The 23716-nt window shown below is 50.7% G+C and carries 19 protein-coding genes; 7 read left to right on the forward strand and 12 right to left on the reverse strand.

From position 1 onward, the window contains the following. Positions 1–201 precede the first annotated feature (201 nt). The 4 genes from J4617_RS05690 to J4617_RS05705 all read right to left on the reverse strand — a co-directional run bounded on the left by J4617_RS05690 (position 202) and on the right by J4617_RS05705 (position 4780). Positions 202–1308, reverse strand: a complete 1107-nt coding sequence (locus J4617_RS05690) for a Gfo/Idh/MocA family oxidoreductase (protein ID WP_077907195.1) — start codon at positions 1306–1308, stop codon at positions 202–204. A gap of 10 nt (positions 1309–1318) precedes the next feature. Next, entirely contained in the window at positions 1319–2599 is a 1281-nt protein-coding gene (locus tag J4617_RS05695) for an MFS transporter (RefSeq protein ID WP_000560758.1), read from the reverse strand. 282 nt (positions 2600–2881) lie between these two features. After that, positions 2882–3574 (reverse strand): oligogalacturonate-specific porin KdgM family protein, encoded by a 693-nt coding sequence (locus J4617_RS05700; RefSeq protein WP_000700610.1) that lies wholly within the window; start codon positions 3572–3574, stop codon positions 2882–2884. A gap of 45 nt (positions 3575–3619) precedes the next feature. Further along, positions 3620–4780, reverse strand: coding sequence for an N-acetylneuraminate epimerase (locus J4617_RS05705; protein ID WP_000525756.1), 1161 nt, complete (start codon positions 4778–4780; stop codon positions 3620–3622). 505 nt (positions 4781–5285) lie between these two features. On the opposite strand from J4617_RS05705, the gene J4617_RS05710 reads away from it, so the two are divergent. From J4617_RS05710 to J4617_RS05720, 3 genes are all read left to right on the forward strand, one after another. Beyond that, on the forward strand, positions 5286–5966 hold the full coding sequence (locus tag J4617_RS05710) for an N-acetylmannosamine-6-phosphate 2-epimerase (RefSeq protein WP_000054241.1): 681 nt from the start codon (positions 5286–5288) through the stop codon (positions 5964–5966). A 341-nt stretch (positions 5967–6307) separates the two neighbouring features. After that, positions 6308–7804 carry a sodium:solute symporter gene (locus tag J4617_RS05715; RefSeq protein WP_017465803.1) on the forward strand — a complete coding sequence of 499 codons (1497 nt, stop codon included), beginning with the start codon at positions 6308–6310 and terminating at the stop codon, positions 7802–7804. Between the two features lie 285 nt (positions 7805–8089). Next, positions 8090–8971: a MurR/RpiR family transcriptional regulator gene (locus J4617_RS05720; protein ID WP_000433673.1), complete on the forward strand. Its 882-nt coding sequence runs from the start codon at positions 8090–8092 to the stop codon at positions 8969–8971. A 105-nt stretch (positions 8972–9076) separates the two neighbouring features. Here J4617_RS05720 and phoH read toward each other — a convergent pair whose 3' ends face one another. Beyond that, a complete protein-coding gene (phoH, locus tag J4617_RS05725) occupies positions 9077–9865 on the reverse strand; it encodes a phosphate starvation-inducible protein PhoH (RefSeq protein ID WP_000533527.1) in 789 nt (262 codons plus the stop codon). Positions 9866–10757: 892 nt separating this feature from the next. Continuing rightward, positions 10758–12266 carry a sodium/proline symporter PutP gene (gene putP / locus J4617_RS05730; RefSeq protein ID WP_001018463.1) on the reverse strand — a complete coding sequence of 503 codons (1509 nt, stop codon included), beginning with the start codon at positions 12264–12266 and terminating at the stop codon, positions 10758–10760. A gap of 421 nt (positions 12267–12687) precedes the next feature. On the opposite strand from putP, the gene putA reads away from it, so the two are divergent. Together putA and J4617_RS05740 are read left to right on the forward strand one after the other, a co-directional pair. Further along, positions 12688–16650 (forward strand): trifunctional transcriptional regulator/proline dehydrogenase/L-glutamate gamma-semialdehyde dehydrogenase, encoded by a 3963-nt coding sequence (putA, locus tag J4617_RS05735; protein ID WP_017465802.1) that lies wholly within the window; start codon positions 12688–12690, stop codon positions 16648–16650. 58 nt (positions 16651–16708) lie between these two features. Further along, positions 16709–17104 (forward strand): lysozyme inhibitor LprI family protein, encoded by a 396-nt coding sequence (locus J4617_RS05740; RefSeq protein ID WP_000821064.1) that lies wholly within the window; start codon positions 16709–16711, stop codon positions 17102–17104. On the opposite strand, the gene rutR is transcribed toward J4617_RS05740, so the two are convergent. After that, entirely contained in the window at positions 17101–17739 is a 639-nt protein-coding gene (gene rutR, locus J4617_RS05745; protein WP_017465801.1) for an HTH-type transcriptional regulator RutR, read from the reverse strand. The two genes, J4617_RS05740 and rutR, sit on opposite strands and share 4 nt — an antisense overlap. 136 nt (positions 17740–17875) lie before the next feature. Continuing rightward, the gene (locus J4617_RS05750; protein ID WP_001273663.1) at positions 17876–18043 is read right to left on the reverse strand and encodes a general stress protein; all 168 of its coding nucleotides are present in this window, start codon (positions 18041–18043) and stop codon (positions 17876–17878) included. A gap of 384 nt (positions 18044–18427) precedes the next feature. Between J4617_RS05750 and wrbA the strand changes: the two genes are divergently transcribed. Then, on the forward strand, positions 18428–19024 hold the full coding sequence (gene wrbA, locus J4617_RS05755) for an NAD(P)H:quinone oxidoreductase (protein WP_001062898.1): 597 nt from the start codon (positions 18428–18430) through the stop codon (positions 19022–19024). Positions 19025–19044: 20 nt separating this feature from the next. Beyond that, the gene (locus tag J4617_RS05760) at positions 19045–19272 is read left to right on the forward strand and encodes a YccJ family protein (RefSeq protein ID WP_001143125.1); all 228 of its coding nucleotides are present in this window, start codon (positions 19045–19047) and stop codon (positions 19270–19272) included. A gap of 33 nt (positions 19273–19305) precedes the next feature. On the opposite strand, the gene agp is transcribed toward J4617_RS05760, so the two are convergent. From agp to J4617_RS05780, 4 genes are all read right to left on the reverse strand, one after another. Next, the gene (gene agp, locus J4617_RS05765; RefSeq protein ID WP_017465800.1) at positions 19306–20547 is read right to left on the reverse strand and encodes a bifunctional glucose-1-phosphatase/inositol phosphatase; all 1242 of its coding nucleotides are present in this window, start codon (positions 20545–20547) and stop codon (positions 19306–19308) included. A 132-nt stretch (positions 20548–20679) separates the two neighbouring features. Continuing rightward, complete coding sequence (locus J4617_RS05770; RefSeq protein WP_000729208.1) at positions 20680–21186, reverse strand: protein disulfide oxidoreductase; 507 nt, start codon at positions 21184–21186, stop codon at positions 20680–20682. Further along, on the reverse strand, positions 21176–21799 hold the full coding sequence (locus J4617_RS05775) for a DsbA family protein (protein ID WP_000876690.1): 624 nt from the start codon (positions 21797–21799) through the stop codon (positions 21176–21178). The genes J4617_RS05770 and J4617_RS05775 overlap by 11 nt, the downstream gene beginning before the upstream one ends. Beyond that, a complete protein-coding gene (locus J4617_RS05780; RefSeq protein ID WP_000972970.1) occupies positions 21796–23682 on the reverse strand; it encodes a thioredoxin family protein in 1887 nt (628 codons plus the stop codon). The genes J4617_RS05775 and J4617_RS05780 overlap by 4 nt, the downstream gene beginning before the upstream one ends. Positions 23683–23716: the final 34 nt, after the last annotated feature.

Raw genomic sequence — 23716 nt, forward strand, 5'->3', positions numbered from 1 at the left:
AGGAGACTGCCCGAAGGGCGAGCGCAGCGAGTCAATCCCCCCTCACCGCCATATTTAAGAAAGAGCTCGTACGAATGTACGGGCTTTTTTTTACATAATGACCCGTCCATTGCCGGATGGCGGCACAGTTCACGGGCGCCTTATCCGGTCTACATAAGCGCAGCGCCACCGGCCAATAACACCACCATCCGGCTTTCAATTTTAGCCAAGAATTTCAGTGAGTTTTACTTTGCGCCCCTCGTTTGAGGAAAGCGTCGCAGCATCAGCGGTAGCAATGGCATTTGTCGCCGCTTCTCCCGTTAGCAATTTAGCAAACTCCTCGCCTGGCTCCAGACCGTTTATCACATCATGCAAGTACTGCATCTCCAGTTTCATAATTGATGTGAGCCACATCGGCGTACGTTTACCGGGTTTACCATAAGCGATTGCGCCATCCATCTCGCTGGATATGTTACCGTTGCGACGATCATCATCCTCCGCCTGGCTTTCATGCACAAGAAAGTGTGTTTTTTTGCCCGCTTTTATTAGATAACCAGCCGTGTTTTGCATATCAATGAGAATTGCACCTGTCGTGCCCTCAATTAATACATAGTGCTCAGGGTAGTGGAACGATGATCCCCACTGAAGTGTCGCGAAACGACCGCTTTCAAACTCAAGGGTGATTAGGACAACATCATCTTCATCACCAAATTTTTCACCTTTGTGCGCAACATTCCCCGCCGCCATTGAAACCAGGGATGGGGTTTCATCCATGATGAACAGTGTACAATCTAGCTCGTGAATGTGATGATACAGATGCCCACCTGACTTTGCGCGAATCTTCTTCCATGAGATCTCATCCTGCACGTCTTCAAAACCATTACGTTTAGTGTGAACTTGTGTAACTTCACCAATTTCACCAGCTTTGATGAGCGCTTTAGCGTGGCGAACCCCGTGAAAAAAGTTCATAACGTGACCCGCCATAAAGGTAACACCAGCTTCTTTGCAGGCATCAACCATATCCTTACAATCCTGGTAATTTAAGGCGATAGGTTTTTCACAAAACACGTGTTTACCCGCTTTAGCCGCCGCAATGACTGGCGCTTTATGTAAGTAATTTGGTGAAGCAATAATTACGCAATCCACATCAGGATGGGAACAAAGCGCCTCCATCGTTGCAGTGGCGACACAGTTCAACTCTTTCGCTATCGGAGCCGCATTTACCGGATCGTAAATCGCAGTGATTTTCGCCCCTTCAACCTTAGACATAAATCGCGCCAGTTCAGCGCCAAAATAACCTGTACCTACAACACCGTATTTCGTCATCATTTATCCTCTATTAAAATTCTTTTGTTGATTGAAAACTTTCACGACGTGCTTTTAGTCTATCCGGAATGGATAGGCCAATAATGAGTAGAATTGTTGCGGTCCAGAAAGCAACAATGAACGTTAGCGCAGCGCCTAGCCCCATTGTTATTCCAAGCCAGGTCGCCGCCATTGAATTGAATGTGCCTGATGTCGCAGCAAGATTATAAATCAGCCCGGTACCCAAACCACGAACCTCAAGAGGAAAGTAGTCGTAGAGAAATTTGGGAACCAACCCGCCAACACCTACGTTAGTCGCCATTAAACCGAATAAACATGCGCCCAGCAGTAAATAATTATCTTGCGGAATTCTGAATAACGGGAAAATGAATAAAAAGGACATGAGAAGACCAATGCTGAACGTTTTCTTCAAACCAATTCTATCTGCGCACAGCCCCCAAACGATATTTCCCAATACAGTGCCGAATGCCGCCGCCGTCATTAAATTAGAGACCACGCCCGTATCAAAGCCCTCTCCCGCCAAATATGTAGGCAGTAGACCAAAGATCGGCCAGTTTGCGCCGAAAATAGAGAACAGAACAATAAATACACATAATGTCAGTGGAAATTGAGCTCGATTAAATAGCCCTTTCATTGACAAAGAGAAAACTGACCAGGCACTTTGTGAATGCTTTCCGGGACCACTGAGTTTGGCTTCTTCCCACTCTTTAGATTCAGGAGCCCTGGCCCGGATGTAGATTACTAAAAGAACGGGTAGCAAACCGACAAAAAAAGCAGCACGCCAACCATACGCTTCGGCAAATGACGGCATAAAATAGGCTGCTATGATGTTACCAATACCGAAACCTGAAACCAGAAATGCGCTCGCTTTAGATTTTAAATGCTTTGGCCAACTTTCCACGGCATAAGTAGAAGCGCAAGCATACTCCCCCGCCATCCCCATACCGACAATGAAGCGACTAAGCGTCAGCATAATTACACCGGAAGCCAGGCCACTTAACCCTGTACCTACAGAATAGGCAACTATCGACCACATCATTAACGGCTTACGGCCAAATTTGTCTGCCAGCAGACCAAATAGCGCCCCGCCAAATGGTCGCCCAATAAAGGCCGCTGTGGCAAGGAATGCGCCCTCCATATCTGTCAATCCTAAGTCAGCCTTGATCAGATACATAATGTAGAAAATCAGCATAAAGTCGAAGCCATCAAAAACGTAACCCAGCCATGCTGAAAATAAAGCATTTTTTTGTGGACGTGTTATCTCGCTATACCACGGGAAGAATTTTGCTATCACAATAAAACCCTTATTTGCTGTTACCGTCTGAAATGCTTACGGAATTAATTTTTAAGTCATATCAATTGCCGAATAAGACACAATCAACCGGCACTTTCCGACAACCGCCTGAGATCGTAGCTATGTAAGACGTATATTCATTGTTTATCATCCTTATTCGTAGCTACGTTAAGGACGTGAATACTCAAGACAAAGTCTAACGTTCTGTAACGTAGCTACGGGCTATAAGATTATCGATATGAATACTAAGCAAAGATTAGTACAGTAACTCTTTAACCTTTCTCAAAAGTGGTATTGTAATCCAACGCGATAACGGGTCTGTCTCTCATCGGTATTATTTCTCACCGCTACATTTCCGACCTCAACGTATGGTGTAAATGACTTATTCAGTTTCCAGGCTAAAGCCACATTATGTTCATAGTTTGTTTTTTTGTTATCAAATTTAATTTGATCGCTATCCATCCAGGTAAAGTTATATTCTAATTTCAACTCATCAAAAACATAACCTATATAAGTATCAAATCTATTCGTTTTCTCATCATCACTATAGTTAGCTGTCTTCCTTGCATAGTCATAACGGTAACGACCAGCCATATAAACACCAGAATCAAAATTATATTGCCCCCTTAAATAAGGCTTATAAATTGAAGTGTCTGGACCGCTTTCAAATATAAATCCAGGCTGCAAAACAAAATTGTCCGTAACTTTATAATTATAACTTACGCCCAGTTCTATAGCGTTTGCGACGAGATCGCTTAAATGCTTATCCTGCTCACCATCTACTCCTCCCGATTTAACGCTGGCATCGACATAAAAACCAATGCCGTTAGGAAGCTTTTCAATTATAGCAATACGGTCTTTATTAATTCTGGTTCTATCAGCATATTCATGCCGATAATCAAGGGTTGCCGCTTGTAGATATGATGAAAATGCTATAAACGAAACCATACCCAGAAGATATTTGTTGATTTTCATAAAATACTCCGCTCATCAATTAACTTTATTTTTGTATTTAAAAAATTATTTTATTAATAAATTACCATCACGCATGGTAAAGGAGGTTACAGACGAAACAGGTTTCCCTTTAGCATTTTCACCACCAATAAGGAAAACTTCATCACCATAACTTACTGATACACCATAGCCGAGAGGTTGTTTCATTTTACCCATATATTGCCAATGGCCATTAACCAAACCATAGACTTCATCTCGCCATTTTTTATTTATTCCTTCGTGGGAATAAAACTTTCCATTGGTATAATTTTGTTTTGCTCCCGGAAAATTCGCGCCACCACCGACAAGCAGGACACCGTGACTATAGCCCGAAAATGCTCCGGCCAACCCTTCTTGCTGTTGTTCTCCAGGCGATGGCGGTAACTGGCTGTTCTTCAACCATGTTAGCTTGTCGTTATCCCACATGGCGCGGTAAATCACATCGGTACGTAAACCCGGTTTGAGCTCACCATTAATCAGCATCAGGAAATTATTTTCCATTACCGATGACGATCCTGCCGTCCCCGCGTCTGGCAGCTCACCGGCATTCTTCCATGTGTTCTCTTTAGCATTGTAGATAAATACGATTTTATTAAAAAAATAATCTTTGGCAGGTTTATTAAAATAATTATAGATGACTTTATTTTTTTCACTTTCATCCGCAGCCGCAGCCGCTATATCAATAAAATACTTATCAAAGATATGCTCATTAACCCCTCCGGTAATAAGTACCATCGTTTCGTTTAATTTTACTCCCGTATGCCCTGTTAATCCAACTGGAGATATAGTGTCAACTTTTTGCCATGTATTTTTCACCGGTGAGTATTTGTACACATCGCTATAAACCTGCAACGGTGATTCACTGTTTTTTTTCCCTACGCCACCAAAAACATAAAGCTCATCATTTAAAAATACCGACACGGATTGCTCACGAGCTCCACCAGGAAACGACTTTATACGCTCCCAGTCTTTATGTTGCTTTTTAAGATCAATTTTATACCAGGATGTCCCTGCGGTACCTAAGCCGACATAAATCACGCCATTATTATCAATAGCGCCAGTACCATTTTTCAGTGGTTCTGGTATATCAGGAAGCGTCGTTGCATATCCTGATGTGGTGATAGCGACTGATAAACATAGCGCCATTAGCGTCATCATTTTCTTAAAATTTTTCATCTGCATCCCCATGCGAAGAAATACAATTGGAGTAAAGCTTCATCATTAGTGATCTTATGGTGCACAATTTCAACAATGATAATGACAAAATGTGACCAAGCGCTAAAAATAATTACATGGGGTTATCATGTGCGAGGTAAAAGCACACCATGGTGATGTTAGAAGTGATTATGGGTGACCTGTTATGGTCAAACTCATTAGTGATAGCATTCGAATAAATACAACAAGAATTATGTGATGCATTTCATACTGGCTATCCCGTGGCGTATAAGCTCCTTCTGAGCATTTTATCTTTATGCCGGAAGCAGTTAATAAAATACAGCATGCTGTCGTCAGAGTGAATTGTATTTGTCTTGTAGCTTCAGGTTATAGCCTCAAATCCGCTGGCGCAGTAATTGAATAACAAACATACCTTATGACTGTGTTCACATTTTTTTATCTTTTTGCTTGATGCAGCAACACTCCACAACATAACATAAAACGGAGCAAAACTTCAAAATATATAAGGCGGAACTGGATGTCACTATTAGCCAGGCTGGAACAAAGTGTACACGAAAACGGTGGGCTGATTGTCTCATGCCAACCGGTACCAGGCAGCCCTATGGATAAACCTGAAATTGTGGCTGCAATGGCACAGGCAGCGGCTTCGGCGGGTGCGGTCGCTGTGCGCATTGAAGGCATTGAGAATCTGCGGGCTGTTCGTCCCCATCTTTCTGTTCCTATTATTGGGATAATTAAACGTGACCTTACAGGGTCGCCAGTCCGTATCACTCCCTATTTACAGGATGTTGACGCCCTGGCGCAGGCAGGTGCCGATATTATCGCTTTTGATGCCTCATTCCGCTCTCGCCCGGTTGATATTGATAGTTTACTGACACGTATTCGCCTGCATGGATTACTGGCGATGGCAGACTGTTCAACCGTGAATGAAGGCATAAGTTGCCATCAGAAAGGAATCGAATTCATTGGTACAACACTGTCTGGCTATACCGGCCCCATCACGCCGGTTGAGCCAGATTTGGCAATGGTGACACAACTGAGCCATGCAGGTTGTCGTGTTATTGCCGAGGGGCGCTATAACACGCCTGCACTGGCGGCCAATGCTATTGAGCATGGTGCCTGGGCAGTTACCGTTGGTTCCGCTATCACCCGTATCGAGCATATCTGTCAGTGGTTCAGTCACGCAGTAAAACGCTGAACAGGAAAAGAAAATGAACACGCTTACTATTGATATTTATGTCTCAGATAATAATCCGACGTTAATAATGCTATCGGCAAATACGATCCCCAGGCCTGAAGCCTGTTTGAACGCAATATCGGATATCTGCTATTTCAGGTATCCGGCAGGACATACGTCTGGGCATCACCATTGGTGGAGCATAAATGCTCTGCCTTTTACATCTCATGATTACCGTCATTGAGATTAACAAAAACTATTACTTGATCTGAATATCGTATCGTATCGTCTGAATGATGGGAAGATAAAAATACACAGACGATGACCGCAACTCTACTCAAAACCATAAGCAGGAAAGAACTATGATTACACATTCTTTCGGCATCGTTAATTATCTTGTATTATTTGGCTACCTCCTGGCCATGATGTTAGTCGGTGTCTATTTTTCCAGACGGCAAAAAACAGCAGACGATTATTTTCGCGGTGGTGGCCGGGTTCCTGGTTGGGCGGCTGGGGTCAGTGTATTTGCTACTACGTTAAGCTCAATTACATTTATGTCAATTCCTGCCAAAGCGTTTACTTCCAACTGGACGTTTATCATTGGTCAGTATCTGGCTATCGCAATTTTACCGCTGGTTTTTTATTTCTATATTCCGTTTTTTCGGAAATTGAAAGTCACATCAGCCTATGAATATCTCGAAGCACGGTTCGATGTGCGCTGCCGTCTATTCGCCAGCATGTCATTTATGTTGTTTCATATCGGACGTATCGCCATTATCACTTTCCTCACCGTGCTGGCCTTGCGCCCCTTCATCGCTATAGACCCGGTGATTTTGGTACTGTTGATTAGCGTGATGTGTATCATTTATACCTGGATGGGTGGAATTGAAGGAGTAATATGGACTGATGTTATTCAAGGCCTCTTACTTTCTGGCAGCGCGATACTGATTTTTATAGTGATATGTCTCAAAGTCCAGGGCGGCATTGGTGAAATTTTTACGGTGACGCAGCAGGCGGATAAATTCTTTCCGGCTACGCAGTTCCACTGGAGCTGGACGGAAAGCACAGTACCTGTATTGATGATTGGTTTTCTGTTTGCCAATATTCAGCAATTTACTGCCAGTCAGGATGTGGTCCAACGCTATATCGTGACTGACTCCATAGAGGAAACGAAGAAAACATTACTTACAAATGCCAAACTGGTTGCTGTGATCCCTGTTTTCTTTTTTGCTATCGGCTCGGCATTGTTTGTCTACTATCAGCAACATCCACAATTATTACCGGCGGGATTCAACACTGGCGGCATTTTACCCTTATTCGTGGTCACCGAAATGCCAGTCGGCATTGCAGGGTTGATAATCGCCGCTATTTTCGCTGCCGCGCAGTCCAGCATCTCCAGCAGCTTAAACAGCATTTCCAGTTGTTTTAATTCCGATATCTATCAGCGTTTGAGTCATAAAAAAAGAACGCCAGAAAACCGTATGAAAATAGCTAAGTTAGTTATTCTGGTCGCGGGCCTGATAAGTAGCGCGGCCTCGGTATGGCTGGTCATGGCCGATGAATCAGAAATCTGGGATGCATTTAATAGTCTGATAGGTCTGATGGGAGGGCCAATGACCGGTCTGTTCATGCTGGGCATTTTCTTTAAACGAGCAAATGCCGGGAGTGCGGTTTTAGGAATTATTATCAGCGTCATTACCGTGCTGGGCGCACGCTATGCCACTGACCTTAACTTCTTCTTTTATGGGGTCATTGGCTCGCTAAGCGTGGTGATCAGCGGCGTTATTTTCGCCCCGTTATTTGCCCCGGCACCGCCATTGACGCTGGATGAAAAACCTGAGCCAAAGGTGACATTATGATTTCATGATACCACGCTATACCGACACAGCACACGGTGACGCCAACGCCCGGGGCGACAATACCGGGCCAGATATAAACCATCCGACAGATGGCGCGCTATAAACACCGTAAGAGCAAACAGATTACTCTCCAGTGATGTTCTGTCATAAGTTGGCAACGCGATGTAAATATTCCCCCTCCTTTACTTACATCGCGCTTTTTTTCATGCCGCAGACTTGATAGGCTCTGCTCTGTTCGATATTGCAGGCTTTGTGCCGCAATCAGCCCTCAAGAGCAGGAACTATATGGAGCCTCAACCCCCACGTCTTAAACCCGGAAAAATCCTTGACACTCTGGGTGCTATGCAAAAAAGCCTGACACGTGCCTCCCAGCGTATTGCGCAATATATTTTAGCCTTCCCCAGACAGGTGACACAGTCATCTATTGCCGATTTGTCGCGCGACACACAGGCCGGAGAAGCCACGGTTATTCGCTTTTGTCGCACCCTGGGCTATAAAGGTTTTCAGGATTTTAAAATGGACCTGGCCATTGAACTTGCCACTACCGAGTCTGATGACAGTAGTCCTCTACTGGATGCCGAAGTTAGCGAATCCGACGATGCCCACGCCATTGGTTTAAAATTGCAGAACACCATTAGTAATGTATTATCTGAAACGCTAAATCTGCTTGATATGCAACAGGTTCTCGGTGTCGTGGACGCCCTACGTCACTGTCACTCAGTTTATATCTTTGGTGTGGGCTCATCGGGGATCACGGCGCTGGATATGAAACACAAGCTAATGCGTATTGGTTTACGGGGCGATGCGGTAAGCAATAACCATTTTATGTACATGCAGGCTACGCTATTAAAAGCAGGCGATGTCGCGATGGGTGTCAGTCACTCGGGCACATCGCCAGAAACAGTGCATTCACTCCGATTGGCCCGACAGGCTGGCGCCACCACAGTCGCCATTACCCATAATCTGGGTTCTCCATTATGTGAAGAGGCCGATTTTTGCCTGATCAATGGTAATCGGCAAGGAATGTTGCAGGGTGACTCGATCGGTACGAAAGCCGCGCAGCTTTTCGTCTTTGACCTGCTCTATACCCTTCTTGTACAGTCCTCGCCGGAACAGGCCCGAGAAAGCAAATTACGGACAATGAATGCCCTGGACATGACAAAATAATTCCCTTCACGTACAGGCGTCATTTTCCTTTTTTGTCCATGAGTCTGCTGGACGCTTTATAGACAACAAAGCCCGGTCTCCCGGGCTCTGAAAATCAATGCTATATTAGCTGTATGCGTGGAGCGTTCGCTGACAAAGCGCCGAGCGCACGCAGTCGTCTTTGTTGAAATGCACAATCCCTACCATTTCATCTTCTTCAAAGCGTTCCAACGCATCGCTCAATCCGGAACGCACGCCGCGCGGCAGGTCGCATTGCGTAATATCGCCATTGACAATGACCGTGACATTTTCGCCTAGTCGCGTCAAAAACATTTTCATTTGCGCCGCAGTCACATTTTGCGCCTCGTCGAGGATCACGACCGCATTTTCAAAAGTACGCCCACGCATATAGGCGAACGGGGCAATTTCTACCTTACCGATTTCCGGGCGCAAACAATATTGCATAAAGGACGCGCCCAACCGTTTAAGCAGGACATCGTAGACGGGACGAAAATAAGGCGCGAATTTTTCAGCGATATCACCGGGCAAAAAACCAAGATCTTCATCAGCCTGCAATACCGGACGCGTCACAATGATCCTCTCGACGTCCTTATGAATCAATGCTTCTGCCGCCTTTGCCGCACTGATCCATGTTTTTCCGCAGCCGGCTTCGCCGGTCGCAAAAATAAGCTGTTTACTGTCGATAGCGTTCAGATAATGCGCCTGTGCTTCATTTCGCGCCTTAACAGGAGAGGTATCGCGACTATCGCGCGCCATGCCAATGGCTTCTACTCCGCCCATCTGTACCAGTGACGTGACCGATTCTTCTTCACGTTGCTTATGACTACGCGAATCTCGTCTCAACACACGCTTTGCTTCACGACGAGCTTTGATCACTGCTTTTTGTCTTCCCATGGATAGCACCTTGAGTTGTAGGTATACATCACCCGCGTTCTCTTGAACGCGATTATGCGCACACACATCTGAGGGTTGGCTTCCTTGTAAGCCTTAGCTTGCTTTTTGAAACGACGCCACACACGGCTACGCGCACCACATATGACGTCATGGGTATGGACAGTAAGAGAAATGATGAGAGCTTTTAAGGTGACAAGACCACCACCGGAGAGAGAATGTCCGTACAGGGTGTTGTAACTACTGTAAACAATGTGTCCTGGTGCGGACATTACCATTCGCGATCTCCATAGTGAGTGACCATCACTGCCGGGGAACTACCGCTATTACTACTAAGTACAACACAAAACATCAATAATGCAACAATATATTCACCAAGTATTAACCAAACATTATTGCGTCATTGTCAGTCTCTTACAGAAAGATTACACGATTATTTCATCGGCAGGAGACTAAAAAAGATAATCATTAGCTACTGCGGGTATTAATGGTGAAACCACCCATAACCCATTGAATATTCAACATATAAAAGGTTAAAATGGAGTAATTAACGTGTCCTCTCTCCCATCGCTAAAACGGCATTATTTATGCAAAATTTTGTGCGGCATACTTACGCCAGTAACGCTGACTCGTTTTAATTTTTGTCATTACTCTATTGCGTCAAGGCTATTGGTACCATTAACAGGCGATTTCATATATGGCCAGTTAGTGATTACTCGAGACGTATTACGGCCGCGTTAACGGCGCTCAAGGGCTAAAAATAGTTTGAGAGAGCGTCCTCATTTACCTGAACATCTTCAGTCAATCGGTCCGGGACTTATCAGAGGACCAGGCAGGCGTATAACGCCGCCTGGTAAAATATGTCCGATGGCAATAATGCTATCGGACATGTCGGTTATTCCGCCTGTAGCTTCGACGGCGGCGCGGAATGATAATGCGCGTCCGCTTTTGCAAAGCGTTCCTGCATCGCTGCTGTCGGCGCTTTGCCAAGCAGGCTAAAGATTACGATCCCCAGGCTGCCGAAAATGAAGCCAGGGATAATCTCATACAGATCCAGCCAGCCATATTGTTTCCAGACGATAACCGTCACCGCGCCAATAATCATTCCCGCCAGCGCGCCGTTACGTGTCATACGCGACCACATCACAGAAAACAGGACAACAGGTCCAAATGCCGCGCCGAATCCAGCCCAGGCGTAGCTCACCAGTCCCAGCACACGGTTATCGGGATTCGCCGCCAGCGCAATGGCGATCAGCGCTACCACCAGCACCATCACTCGCCCTACCCATACCAGCTCTTGCTGGCTGGCGCTTTTACGCAGAAAAGCCTTATATAAATCTTCCGTAATCGCGCTGGAGCATACCAGCAACTGACAGCTCAACGTCGACATCACCGCCGCCAGGATAGCAGACAGCAAAATACCGGCAATCCACGGGTTAAACAGGATCTGCGCCAGTTCAATAAATACGCGTTCTGAGTTTTGGTTCACCGCCCCGGCCAGCGCGGGGTTATTGTTAAAGTACGCAATGCCAAAGAAGCCCACCGCCACCGCGCCCGCCAGACACAGAATCATCCAGGTCATACTGATACGACGCGCATGAACAATACTGTGATGGGAATCCGCCGCCATAAAGCGCGCCAGGATATGCGGCTGACCGAAGTAACCCAGTCCCCAGCCCATCAGAGAAATAATAGCGACAAAATTCAGCCCCTTGAGCATGTCGACATTCTCGATGCTCTTTTGCTTGATCACTTCCAGCGACTCGCTAAAACCGCCTACGCCGACAATAACCATCACCGGCGTCAGGATTAACGCAAAAATCATCAGGCTGGCCTGAACGGTATCCGTCCAGCTAACGGCAAGAAACCCGCCGATAAAGGTATAAATAATGGTTGCCGCGGCCCCCGCCCACAGTGCGGTTTCATAGCTCATACCGAAGGTGCTTTCGAACAGTCGTGCCCCAGCGACAATACCTGATGCGCAATAGATAGTGAAAAACAGCAGAATGACCAGCGCGGAAATAATACGCAGGACTCGGCTCTTATCTTCAAACCGACCGGTAAAATAGTCCGGTAGCGTGAGCGCGTTATTGTTAAATTCGGTATGCACGCGCAGGCGCCCGGCCACCAGCTTCCAGTTAATCCATGCGCCTAACGTCAGGCCAATGGCGATCCAGCTTTCAGAGATCCCCGACAGAAAGATAGCGCCAGGCAGCCCCATTAACAGCCAGCCGCTCATATCCGACGCGCCGGCTGATAAAGCCGTAACAAACGGCCCCAGGCTGCGACCGCCAAGAATATAGTCATCAAAGTTTTTGGTTGAGCGCCAGGCGATAAACCCAATCAATATCATGCCAAAAATATAGACACAGAATGTCACCAACATCGGTGTGCTAATAGCCATCAAGGTTCTCCAAATTTATTTATTGGCACTACCGTAGCGTGCCGTTTTGTACCCTGCCGGAACGTGGCAAGGGTGTTATGTTTACCAGGGCGACCGTATCCTGCCGGAAGCGGTGGTTATTCACAATCGATTTAACACACCATTTACATCAAATTTGATTGCAGAGGGATACTATTTTTCTCCAGGTTGCACTCTCTCACATTTTTTGCGGTTGCACCTTTTAAAAGTGTTAACTACCGCAGAGAAAATAAATCCAGATGGTTTTCCCAGTCAGACTCCCTCTTTCTTTTTTTAACAATTTATTCATTTTTAAGCTTGCAACGCAGGTCACATTTAACGCGGTTGCACAAAGTTGCAACATAGTGGATATTTTCCGCTAACTATTGGTTAGCAGATAGAGCGAATAACAGGAGTAGAGGGTATGGGAACCACCACGATGGGGGTTAAGCTGGACGACGCCACGCGCGAACGGATCAAAATGGCCGCGTCGCGTATCGATCGCACGCCGCACTGGTTAATAAAACAGGCAATCTTTAGCTATCTGGACAAGGTGGAAAATAGCGATACGCTACCGGAGCTACCTGCGCTGTTTGCCGGCGCGGCAAATGAAAGCGAGGAGCCGGTCGCGCCGCAGGATGAGCCGCATCAGCCCTTTCTGGAGTTTGCCGAACAGATTCTTCCCCAATCCGTCTCTCGCGCCGCCATCACCGCCGCCTGGCGCCGCCCGGAAACCGATGCAGTGTCAATGCTAATGGAACAGGCGCGCCTGTCGCCGCCTGTCGCTGAGCAGGCGCATAAACTGGCGTATCAACTGGCGGAGAAATTGCGCAATCAAAAATCCGCCAGCGGTCGCGCGGGTATGGTGCAAGGCCTGTTGCAGGAGTTTTCCCTCTCTTCGCAAGAAGGCGTTGCGCTGATGTGTCTGGCGGAAGCGCTGCTGCGTATTCCCGACAAAGCTACGCGCGATGCGTTAATTCGCGACAAAATCAGTAATGGCAACTGGCAGTCGCATATTGGCCGTAGCCCGTCGCTGTTTGTAAACGCCGCTACCTGGGGGCTGCTCTTTACCGGCCGACTGGTCTCAACGCATAACGAAGCCAATCTTTCGCGCTCGCTGAACCGCATTATCGGCAAGAGCGGCGAACCGTTAATCCGCAAAGGCGTCGACATGGCGATGCGTTTAATGGGCGAGCAGTTCGTGACTGGCGAAACCATTGCTCAAGCGCTGGCGAATGCCCGAAAACTGGAAGAGAAAGGGTTCCGCTATTCTTACGATATGCTGGGCGAAGCCGCGTTAACCGCCGCCGATGCGCAGGCCTATATGGTCTCTTACCAGCAAGCGATTCATGCCATCGGCAAAGCGTCTAACGGTCGCGGTATTTACGAAGGGCCAGGCATCTCGATTAAGCTGTCCGCCCTGCATCCACGCTATAGTCGCGCGCAATACGATCGGGTAATGGAGGAGCTTTATCCGCGCCTGAAATCACTGACGCTGCTGGCGCGCCAGTATGATATCGGTCTCAATATCGACGCCGAAGAGGCGGATCGTCTGGAGATCTCGCTCGATCTGCTGGAAAAACTCTGCTTCGAACCCGAACTGGCGGGCTGGAACGGCATTGGCTTTGTGATCCAGGCTTACCAGAAACGCTGTCCGCTGGTCATTGATTATTTAGTCGAACTGGCCTCCCGTAGCCGCCGGCGGCTGATGATTCGTCTGGTGAAAGGCGCCTACTGGGATAGCGAAATCAAACGCGCGCAAATGGAAGGGCTGGAGGGCTATCCGGTTTATACTCGCAAAGTGTATACCGATGTCTCTTATCTGGCCTGCGCGAAAAAACTGCTCGCCGTCCCTAATCTGATCTACCCGCAGTTCGCGACCCATAACGCTCACACACTGGCGGCGATTTATCATCTGGCCGGGCAAAATTACTATCCGGGTCAGTACGAATTCCAGTGCCTGCACGGCATGGGCGAACCGCTGTATGAACAGGTCACCGGTAAAGTGGCGGACGGAAAACTTAACCGTCCCTGCCGTATTTACGCGCCGGTGGGAACACACGAAACCCTGCTGGCCTATCTGGTACGACGCCTGCTGGAAAACGGCGCCAACACCTCTTTTGTCAACCGTATCGCCGATGCCACCCTACCGCTCGATGAACTGGTGGCGGACCCGGTCGAGGCCGTGGAAAAACTGGCGCAGCAGGAAGGTCAGGCTGGCATACCGCATCCGAAAATTCCGCTGCCGCGCGATCTGTACGGCGAAGGTCGGATAAACTCCGCCGGACTTGATTTAGCGAATGAACATCGCCTCGCCTCGCTTTCTTCTGCCCTGTTAAGCAACGCCATGCAGAAATGGCAGGCCAAACCTGTGCTGGAACAACCGGTGGCCGACGGTGAGATGACGCCGGTTATCAACCCGGCGGAACCGAAAGATATTGTTGGCTGGGGACGCGAAGCGACAGAAAGCGAGGTTGAACAGGCATTGCAAAACGCGGTCAATCAGGCGCCGGTTTGGTTTGCGACGCCGCCGCAAGAACGCGCCGCTATTTTGCAGCGGGCGGCGGTATTAATGGAAGACCAAATGCAGCAGTTGATTGGCCTGTTGGTGCGTGAAGCGGGGAAAACGTTCAGCAACGCCATTGCCGAAGTGCGCGAAGCGGTAGACTTCCTCCATTATTATGCCGGTCAAGTGCGTGACGATTTCGATAACGAAACGCATCGCCCGTTAGGGCCGGTAGTCTGCATCAGTCCGTGGAACTTCCCGCTGGCCATTTTCACCGGCCAAATCGCCGCCGCGCTGGCGGCAGGTAACAGCGTTCTGGCGAAACCGGCAGAGCAGACATCGCTGATTGCCGCCCAGGGCATTGCCATTTTGCTGGAAGCGGGCGTACCGCCGGGCGTCGTGCAACTGTTGCCGGGACGGGGAGAAACCGTCGGCGCCCAGCTTACCGCCGATACGCGTGTACGCGGCGTGATGTTTACCGGCTCCACGGAGGTCGCGACGTTGTTGCAGCGCAACATCGCCACGCGTCTTGACGCCCAGGGCCGCCCTATTCCGTTGATTGCGGAAACCGGCGGTATGAACGCTATGATTGTCGACTCTTCCGCGCTCACCGAGCAGGTGGTCGTGGATGTGCTGGCTTCCGCTTTCGACAGCGCCGGACAACGCTGTTCCGCGCTCCGCGTGCTGTGTTTGCAGGACGATATCGCCGAACATACGCTGAAAATGTTACGCGGCGCGATGGCGGAGTGTCGGATGGGGAATCCAGGCCGTCTGACGACCGATATCGGGCCGGTGATCGATAGCGAGGCCAAAGCCAACATTGAACGTCACATCCAGACGATGCGCGCCAAAGGCCGCCCGGTTTTCCAGGCCGCACGTGAAAACAGCGATGATGCGCAGGAATGGCAGACCGGTACGTTTGTTATGCCCACGCTTATTGAGCTGGAAAACTTCGCAGAACTGGAAAAAGAGGTCTTCGGGCCCGTGCTGCACGTCGTGCGTTATAACCGTAACCAACTGGCGGAGCTTATCGAACAGATTAACGCTTCCGGCTACGGGCTAACGCTGGGCGTACATACCCGTATTGATGAAACCATTGCGCAAGTCACCGGTTCCGCCCATGTCGGCAACCTGTACGTTAACCGTAATATGGTGGGCGCGGTCGTCGGCGTCCAGCCGTTTGGCGGCGAAGGCCTGTCCGGCACCGGGCCAAAAGCGGGAGGACCGCTCTATCTCTACCGCCTGCTGGCACACCGCCCGCCCAATGCGCTCAATACGACGCTGACTCGTCAGGATGCGCGTTACCCGGTAGATGCGCAGCTTAAAACCACGCTACTCGCGCCGTTGACCGCCCTGACGCAATGGGCGGCGGATCGCCCGGCGCTACAGACGCTCTGCCGACAATTCGCCGATCTGGCGCAGGCCGGCACGCAGCGCCTGCTACCGGGGCCGACCGGCGAGCGCAATACCTGGACGCTGTTGCCGCGTGAACGGGTATTATGCCTGGCTGATGACGAACAGGACGCGTTGACGCAGCTTGCCGCTGTTCTCGCCGTCGGCAGTCAGGCGCTATGGTCAGACGACGCCTTCCACCGCGATCTGGCGAAACGTCTCCCCGCCGCCGTCGCGGCGCGTGTCCAGTTTGCGAAAGCGGAAACGCTGATGGCGCAGCCGTTTGACGCGGTGATTTTCCACGGCGACTCCGACAAGCTGCGAACCGTGTGCGAAGCCGTCGCCGCCCGCGAAGGCGCGATAGTGTCGGTACAGGGTTTCGCCCGCGGCGAAAGCAATATGCTGCTGGAACGGCTCTATATTGAACGTTCGCTGAGCGTAAACACTGCCGCCGCTGGCGGTAATGCCAGCCTGATGACAATTGGCTAATACTGTGGTTAATTAAGGCTCCGTCAATGGAGCCTTTTTACTCGCGTCAGAGGAGCTTATGAAACGAATTTTCCTTACCTGCGCGGCGTTGTTGTTCAGCAGTCAGGCGTTGGCCGATGAGTGTGCCAGCGCCAGTACGCAGCTGGAAATGAACCGCTGCGCCGCCGCGCAATACCAGGCGGCAGATAAAAAGCTGAACGAAACCTATCAAAGCGCGCTTAAGCGTGCGCAACCGCCGCAGCGCGAGCTGTTGCAAAAAGCGCAGGTGGCATGGATTGCCCTGCGGGACGCCGATTGCGCTCTGATTCGCTCAGGTACGGAGGGCGGCAGCGTGCAACCCATGATCGCCAGCCAGTGCCTGACCGATAAAACGAACGAACGCGAAGCGTTTTTAGCCTCGCTGCTGCAATGTGAAGAGGGTGATTTGAGCTGCCCACTGCCGCCAGCCGGTTAACGCACGCGAATCCCTTCAATAATAATGCGCTGAACGCTTTCGACCGTTTGGTTAAAAAAGGCTTCATCGCGAAGCGTCGCGCCGGTTACCGCCTCAACCTGAGGGGCAAAATCGGCGTAATGTTGCGTGGCGGCCCAAATCATGAAGATCAAATGGTGCGGGGAAATGGGCGCCAGTTTCCCGCTGTGCACCCATCCGGCAATCAGCGCGGATTTTTCATCTATCAACGCTTTTAGATCGCCGGTCAGTTCCTCCATTAAGAGCGGCGCGCCCGCCAGCATCTCCATGCAGAAGAGCCGCGACGCCTGCGGATAATCACGCGAAACCTCCAGCTTGAGACAGATATACTCTTTGATGGCCTCCAGAGGGGAAGATTCTGCGCGAAACGCCTTGAGCGGCGCCAACCAGACATCCAGAATCTGTCGCATTACCGCGACATACAGCGCCTCTTTCGAGGGATAATAATAAAGCAGATTGGTTTTGGAGACGCCTGCCCGCTCGGCAACCTGTTCAAGACGCGCGCCATGAATGCCATACTGGGAAAAAACGGCAAGCGCGGCGGTTAAGATAAGCTGCCGTTTTGCACCGGTGGCCTGCGAACGTTTCCCGATTTTTTTCTCTGTGCGTTGCGACATGCGCCCTCTCCTTTTCGTCAGGACGCAAGCATACCAAATCCGGCTTATAAACAAAAAAACCGCCGGAAATCCGGCGGCGGTGGCGCATGACGCTTTTTAGCGCGAAACGCTCAGCGTCTTGCTGTTGTGACGCAGGCTAGCTATTACGGTTACTGCTTTTGCCCCCTTTTTTGCCTGCTTCGGATGCACGCTGCGGGTCATTCTTAAAATTGCCCCCGCTGTGCTGACCACCTTTACGACCTGCTTCTGATGCTCTTTCGCGGTCTTCCGCAAAATTACCGGAACCGCCACGATGGTTTGCCATTACTGACCTCCGTCATAGATTAGACATCATATTGCATAGGTAATGAGGAGTATCTCCTCGCGCCGCGTATGGACGATATCATCAGTAACGCCGCGTAACATTAAGCATAGTGAAAAACGCCGTGGTAGGCCGCTTACCGAAATATTCTGCAACATCAGAAGCCGAATATGCAGAATAATAACAATGAGAAATAAATAAGTTATTCTTATACTTGGAAAAATCAAAGCGCTTAAAAATGTATCATTTTGCAACAAAGGTCGCCAAATTAATTATTGTTATAAATCAAAGAAATGGCGCTGAAATTTGCACTCTTCACAGGAGGGCATATCTTTAAATAGACGTAGCGAATCGCTACACACCTGATTAATCTGAGGAGTAGTACAAATGGCAAAGATTCTGGTGCTCTATTATTCCATGTACGGACACATTGAAACCATGGCGCACGCGGTGGCGGAAGGGGCAAAGAAAGTCGACGGCGCAGAGGTCATTATAAAGCGTGTGCCAGAAACAATGCCGCCTGAAATCTTCGCAAAAGCTGGCGGTAAAACGCAAAACGCACCGGTTGCCACCCCACAGGAGCTGGCGGATTACGATGCCATTATTTTTGGTACGCCAACCCGGTTTGGCAATATGTCAGGCCAGATGCGTACCTTCCTGGATCAAACCGGTGGACTGTGGGCATCCGGCGCGCTATACGGCAAGCTCGGCAGCGTGTTCAGTTCTACCGGAACGGGCGGCGGCCAGGAGCAGACCATCACCTCGACCTGGACTACGCTTGCCCATCATGGGATGGTGATTGTCCCGATAGGCTATGCCGCACAGGAACTGTTTGACGTCTCCCAGGTTCGCGGCGGCACGCCTTACGGCGCAACGACTATCGCCGGAGGCGACGGTTCACGTCAACCAAGCCAGGAGGAACTCTCTATCGCTCGCTATCAGGGGGAATACGTCGCCGGTCTGGCAGTCAAACTCAACGGCTAATCTTCAACAGGAGGATTCGAATGCCAACTCAAGAAGCAAAAGCGCACCGCGTCGGCGAATGGGCAAGCCTGCGTAATACGTCGCCGGAAATTGCCGAAGCCATTTTTGAAGTCGCTCACTATGACGAGAAACTGGCAGAAAAAATATGGGAAGAAGGTAGCGATGAGGTGCTGATCAAAGCCTTTGAGAAAACGGACAAAGACTCGCTCTTCTGGGGCGAACAAATCATCGAACGTAAAAACGTATAACACAAACGCCCCCGCCTGCGCGGGGGCATATGGCTATTTTGCGGCAGTGTTCATGACGTTATCGAACTTATCCAGCGGACAGAAGCCGTTCGCATCCACCGGACATCCTTTCAGTTCCAGGGTTACCCTTTGCGCGGGCGATTTGAGCGTTAACGCTTCCGCGTTACGTAACTGCCGGGAGCTCTGGTAGACATACTCGATTTTCATCAAATCCCGGTTAGCGTTGCCGTCATGCCAGCGTTGGAAGACAAGCTGACCGCCAATCGGCGTTCTCTCATACTGGTCATGGAGCTGATAGGGTTTAAAATCCAACGCCGTCAGCAGCGACGCGATATTGGAATCATGCCCCACCAGCACGGTAACCTTCGGCGCGCTAACGCGATCGGCAACCAGCACCTTATCGATATATTTCACCAGCGGCGCAGCGACATTGCGCGCCACCTTGGGTGAGGTAAACAGGCTGTCCTGATAGCCGTTTTTCAGTTTTGACAGCACCTTCCACTGCCGATCGGTGTGGATCCCGCCCCAGGCGACCTGATCCATCGGAAACCCTTCGTAATATTGCAGGGTAAACGCATCCACCAGCGAGTTCCCTACTTTAAGCGGCCCCTGCACGCCAGGCTCTTGCTGATAGTTCGCGCTGAAGGTATCTTTCGCGTCGATTAGCGAACACTGATGCTTCTCTTTGCAGGACGGCGAGTCCTGATAATGCGTTATCTGCTCAAGCAGTTTATAACTCTCATCAAGATGTAGCTGACTACGCGCCTTTTCCATCGCCTGTACGGCCTGTTGCCGGAACGCGGCGGAATCATCGGTAATTACCGGATTGAAGGTAGGGTCCATAGTGCCCATTTTTTCCTGATGATGAACAGGAATATCACAGCCGGGGAAAGCGCCGGTAATGAAAAATTGCGCGGTGGCGACGGTGCGCTGCAAACTATTCGCATAGGCATATACCGTGTCGGGCGCCGGACATTCTCCCGACGGTATCAGCCCCTGCGCGACCAGCCATTCACGTGTGTAGTGTCCCATATAGACTTCCAGCACGCCGCCTTTCGTCGTCAGTTGCCCGCCGGGAACGTCCCACGCCGGCCAGGCGTTCGGCGTCGACTGCGCCAGTACGCTGCCATTATTCGCCAGCGGCGCCCGCAGATTATGGCGGCTCATCATCAGCACCTGTTGTAATTGATAACCCTCCGGCGTTGTCTGCGCCTGTACGGCGGATGACAACAAAACAGCCCCTGCCACAGCAACAGCGAGTAATGATTTTTTCATCCCTATGACCTCTTGTTGTTATCAAATCGTTCTGAGTGTGACAGAAATGGATCATTTTTCCGGGAACGATTTCGCAAAACGGGGGTTTTTCTTACAGTAAACGCGTTAGCGCCGGGAAACCCCGGCGCATATTCAAAACGTTTTTGCCCACCACAGTCGAAGCTTCATGCCCCAGTAGCTGGTCCAGCCGCTGGTGGTGAACACAACCCGACCTTGTGAAACCACCACCAGCGTTGGCGTCACGCTGATTTCCCATCCAGCGGATAAGGCGCCGTTAGCATCATTGATGACCGGGAAGTCAACGCCCTTGCGCGCCAGCCAGCGGGCAACCTCAGCGTCATCGCCGGAGCGGAGCGCAACGGTCATGACGTTTTCCCCTTCCGCCGCCAGGCGAGCGACCGCAGGCGTAGTAAAGCGGCATACCCCGCACCAGCTGGCCCAAAAATAGAGCAGTACGGGGCGTTCTTCGCTCAATGTCGCCAGAGTTGTCGACTCTCCCGTCAGCGTACGTAATGGTGTCGCGGCAAACGCCGGAGGCGCCTGCGGCGCGCGCCAGACGTCCATGACCACCATTATCGCGATGAGGAGCGCCAGAAAAACCGCGGCTTCACGCAGCCAACGCCGCAGTTTAGCCGCCATTGGCAGCCGCCAGTTTTTCTTTCACCACCGCTTCCAGCGTATCCCAGGGCACCGCGCCCGGAATCAGCTCGTCGCCAATGATCGTCGCTGGCGTTCCTTGCACGCCGACCAGCCTTGCCAACTGCAAATTAGTGCGTATCGTTTCCATGCTTTTTTCATCCAGCGTCACTGGCGTAGCCCCTGCTTTCTGCTGGGCCTGTTTAATACTGTCATCCGTATGGTAACCGCGCTTTTGCATGAGTTTTTCATGTAGCGCGAGGAACTGTTGCGGATGCTCGCGCCAGGTGGTCAGCGCAATACGCGCCGCCAGTACGGAACTCTCTCCTTTGAATGGCAGCGGTTTAATAATGACCGCAACGTCAGGATATTTCTGCACAATCTTTTCCAGCATCGGATCGAGCTGTTTGCAGTACGGGCAGTTGTAATCCGTAAAGTTCACCAGCGTCAGCTTAGGGTGTTTAGCGCCTATCCGCGGGCTGGCAGGATCGTTAAACAACGCCGCATGGATCAGATTTTCAATCTGCTTTTCCTGATCGGGCGTAAAAGGAGCGGTTTCTTGCGCGATGCTCAGCGTTGAAAACAGCGCCAGCAGTAAAACAATCATGTATTTCATTGGGTTATTCCTTTCGCTTTTTTCAACGTTTGTAATACCGCATCGCGGGTCAGCAAAGTGGGCAGTGCCTCCCCTTCCGGCAAGCCGGGGCCATATACCTGATTAAACGGCACGGCGACCTGGCCACGCGTTTTCAGAAAATCTGTAATGGCATCGGACGGCAGCGTCCAGTCTCCCCGCAGCGCCACAACATCCGGCTGTTGCAAGGCGGCCTGCACATCCTCTTTTTGCAGGACGTTGTATTTATTCACTTTACAGGTAATACACCAGTCCGCAGTGACATCGACAAATACCCGCTTATGCTGCGCCAGCGCCGACTGGATTGCCTGTTCACTCAACGGTTGCCACTGAACCGTGTCTTGCGCGCTCTTTGACGCAGTGAAGCCGAAATGCGGCAGGAGTAACGTCGCCAGCCAGATAGCCGACCCCAGCATCATCAGACCGAGGATCCTACGCAGGACATTCATCCAACGCCCGGGGCGCGGTAAACGTAGCGCAAGCCCTGGTCGTATCGCGACCAGTAGCCACGGCGCGCTCATTCCCAGGCCAAGCGCAAGGAACAACCCCCACAGCGTCGGCAACGACGCCGTGAGCGCCACCGCGACCGCCGTGCCCAGAAACGGCGCGCTACAAGGCGTCGCCAGCAGCGTGGCGAATGCCCCCTGCCAGAAATGTCCCGACATACCGTTACCGCCGTAAGTGGCCAGTTTCGTGGTCATAGATGAGGGAAGCCTGAACTCAAAAAGCCCGAACAGGCTGGCGCTAAACAACAACATCACCAGCGCCATAAAACCAATAAACCATGCATTCTGGAACTGGACTCCCCAGGCCAGCGCATGGTTTGACAGGCGAAGGAGGGTCATAAACGCCGCCAGCGCCATAAATGACGCAATGATACCGGCGACCGAAGCCAAAAATTGTCGCCTGATGTGAGAGCGGCTTTTTTCCTCTACCAATAAAATAGAGCCAAGTTTCATGCCCAGAACCGGCAGTACGCAGGGCATTAAATTAAGAATCAGTCCGCCGATCAGCGCCATCATTACAACTTGCCAGAAAGGTAGCGCCGCATTGTCCGGCGTTTGCGCTGGCGCAGCGCCAATGGTTTGCGTGCTCTCCTGGGCGATAGCGCCATCGGCTAACACGAGGGTCAGCGATTTGTTGCGCAAATCGGGCGCCTTTTCGCCCCAACTGTCCGTCACCGGCACCGTCGCCTGTAACCTGTCGCCCTCTACGCGCAGGCGAGGCTTCGCAAAATCGACGTCATCTATGGTGTCAAGATAGAGCCCGGGCGATGACCAGCCCGCCGCTCGCGTAGCAGTGACCACCAGTTCTCCCGGGCGATAGCCGACGTCAAGCGAGTCCGTTAGCCCACTGCGGAGCGGAACTTTACCCATCGCCCGCGCATAGTCATGGGCAAAATCGGCATTCTGCACCGTGGGCGTCACGGAAAAGGGGTAATCGGTCAACAGACAAACATTGCTGCAGGTTGATAACGTCAACACGCCGCTCAAGGTCGCCGGCGGCGTACCGCGCACGATCATCGGAAAGGTCACCTCGTCGTGATATCCCTGGGTGGTGATATTCGCCACATCAAAGCGCGAGGGGGTTGGCCAGAACCAGCTTACCTCAGGCATGTCGCCTTTCCAGGCGATAGAGGGCGCCACGCCCCCTTCCCCCGGCGCGCGCCAGTAGGTTTTCCAGCCGTTTTCCAGTTTGACATCCAGCAACAGCCGGGTCTCACCGTTAGCGGACGTATCGGCACGTAGCCGTATGCTGGCATGGTCGTTATCGGGCGAACGCAGCCAGCCGCTTTCCGCCGCCCAGGAGACGGGCAGCCAAAGCCATAACAGGCAGAACAGTATCCGCCTGAATAAAATCATCATATTTTTTCTCCGTGAATGAGTAATTAACCGTTAG

The organism is Salmonella sp. 32010601201800023SM (genome assembly GCF_017572235.1).
GTDB classification, from domain to species: Bacteria; Pseudomonadota; Gammaproteobacteria; order Enterobacterales; family Enterobacteriaceae; genus Salmonella; species Salmonella enterica.

Coding starts and splice junctions, on each gene's coding strand:
- J4617_RS05690 (WP_077907195.1), bottom strand. CDS start 1,308: ATGATGACGAAATACGGTGTTGTAGGTACAGGTTATTTTGGCGCTGAA.
- J4617_RS05700 (WP_000700610.1), bottom strand. CDS start 3,574: ATGAAAATCAACAAATATCTTCTGGGTATGGTTTCGTTTATAGCATTT.
- J4617_RS05705 (WP_000525756.1), bottom strand. CDS start 4,780: ATGGGGATGCAGATGAAAAATTTTAAGAAAATGATGACGCTAATGGCG.
- J4617_RS05710 (WP_000054241.1), top strand. CDS start 5,286: ATGTCACTATTAGCCAGGCTGGAACAAAGTGTACACGAAAACGGTGGG.
- J4617_RS05715 (WP_017465803.1), top strand. CDS start 6,308: ATGATTACACATTCTTTCGGCATCGTTAATTATCTTGTATTATTTGGC.
- J4617_RS05720 (WP_000433673.1), top strand. CDS start 8,090: ATGGAGCCTCAACCCCCACGTCTTAAACCCGGAAAAATCCTTGACACT.
- phoH (WP_000533527.1), bottom strand. CDS start 9,865: ATGGGAAGACAAAAAGCAGTGATCAAAGCTCGTCGTGAAGCAAAGCGT.
- putP (WP_001018463.1), bottom strand. CDS start 12,266: ATGGCTATTAGCACACCGATGTTGGTGACATTCTGTGTCTATATTTTT.
- putA (WP_017465802.1), top strand. CDS start 12,688: ATGGGAACCACCACGATGGGGGTTAAGCTGGACGACGCCACGCGCGAA.
- J4617_RS05740 (WP_000821064.1), top strand. CDS start 16,709: ATGAAACGAATTTTCCTTACCTGCGCGGCGTTGTTGTTCAGCAGTCAG.
- rutR (WP_017465801.1), bottom strand. CDS start 17,739: ATGTCGCAACGCACAGAGAAAAAAATCGGGAAACGTTCGCAGGCCACC.
- J4617_RS05750 (WP_001273663.1), bottom strand. CDS start 18,043: ATGGCAAACCATCGTGGCGGTTCCGGTAATTTTGCGGAAGACCGCGAA.
- wrbA (WP_001062898.1), top strand. CDS start 18,428: ATGGCAAAGATTCTGGTGCTCTATTATTCCATGTACGGACACATTGAA.
- J4617_RS05760 (WP_001143125.1), top strand. CDS start 19,045: ATGCCAACTCAAGAAGCAAAAGCGCACCGCGTCGGCGAATGGGCAAGC.
- agp (WP_017465800.1), bottom strand. CDS start 20,547: ATGAAAAAATCATTACTCGCTGTTGCTGTGGCAGGGGCTGTTTTGTTG.
- J4617_RS05770 (WP_000729208.1), bottom strand. CDS start 21,186: ATGGCGGCTAAACTGCGGCGTTGGCTGCGTGAAGCCGCGGTTTTTCTG.
- J4617_RS05775 (WP_000876690.1), bottom strand. CDS start 21,799: ATGAAATACATGATTGTTTTACTGCTGGCGCTGTTTTCAACGCTGAGC.
- J4617_RS05780 (WP_000972970.1), bottom strand. CDS start 23,682: ATGATGATTTTATTCAGGCGGATACTGTTCTGCCTGTTATGGCTTTGG.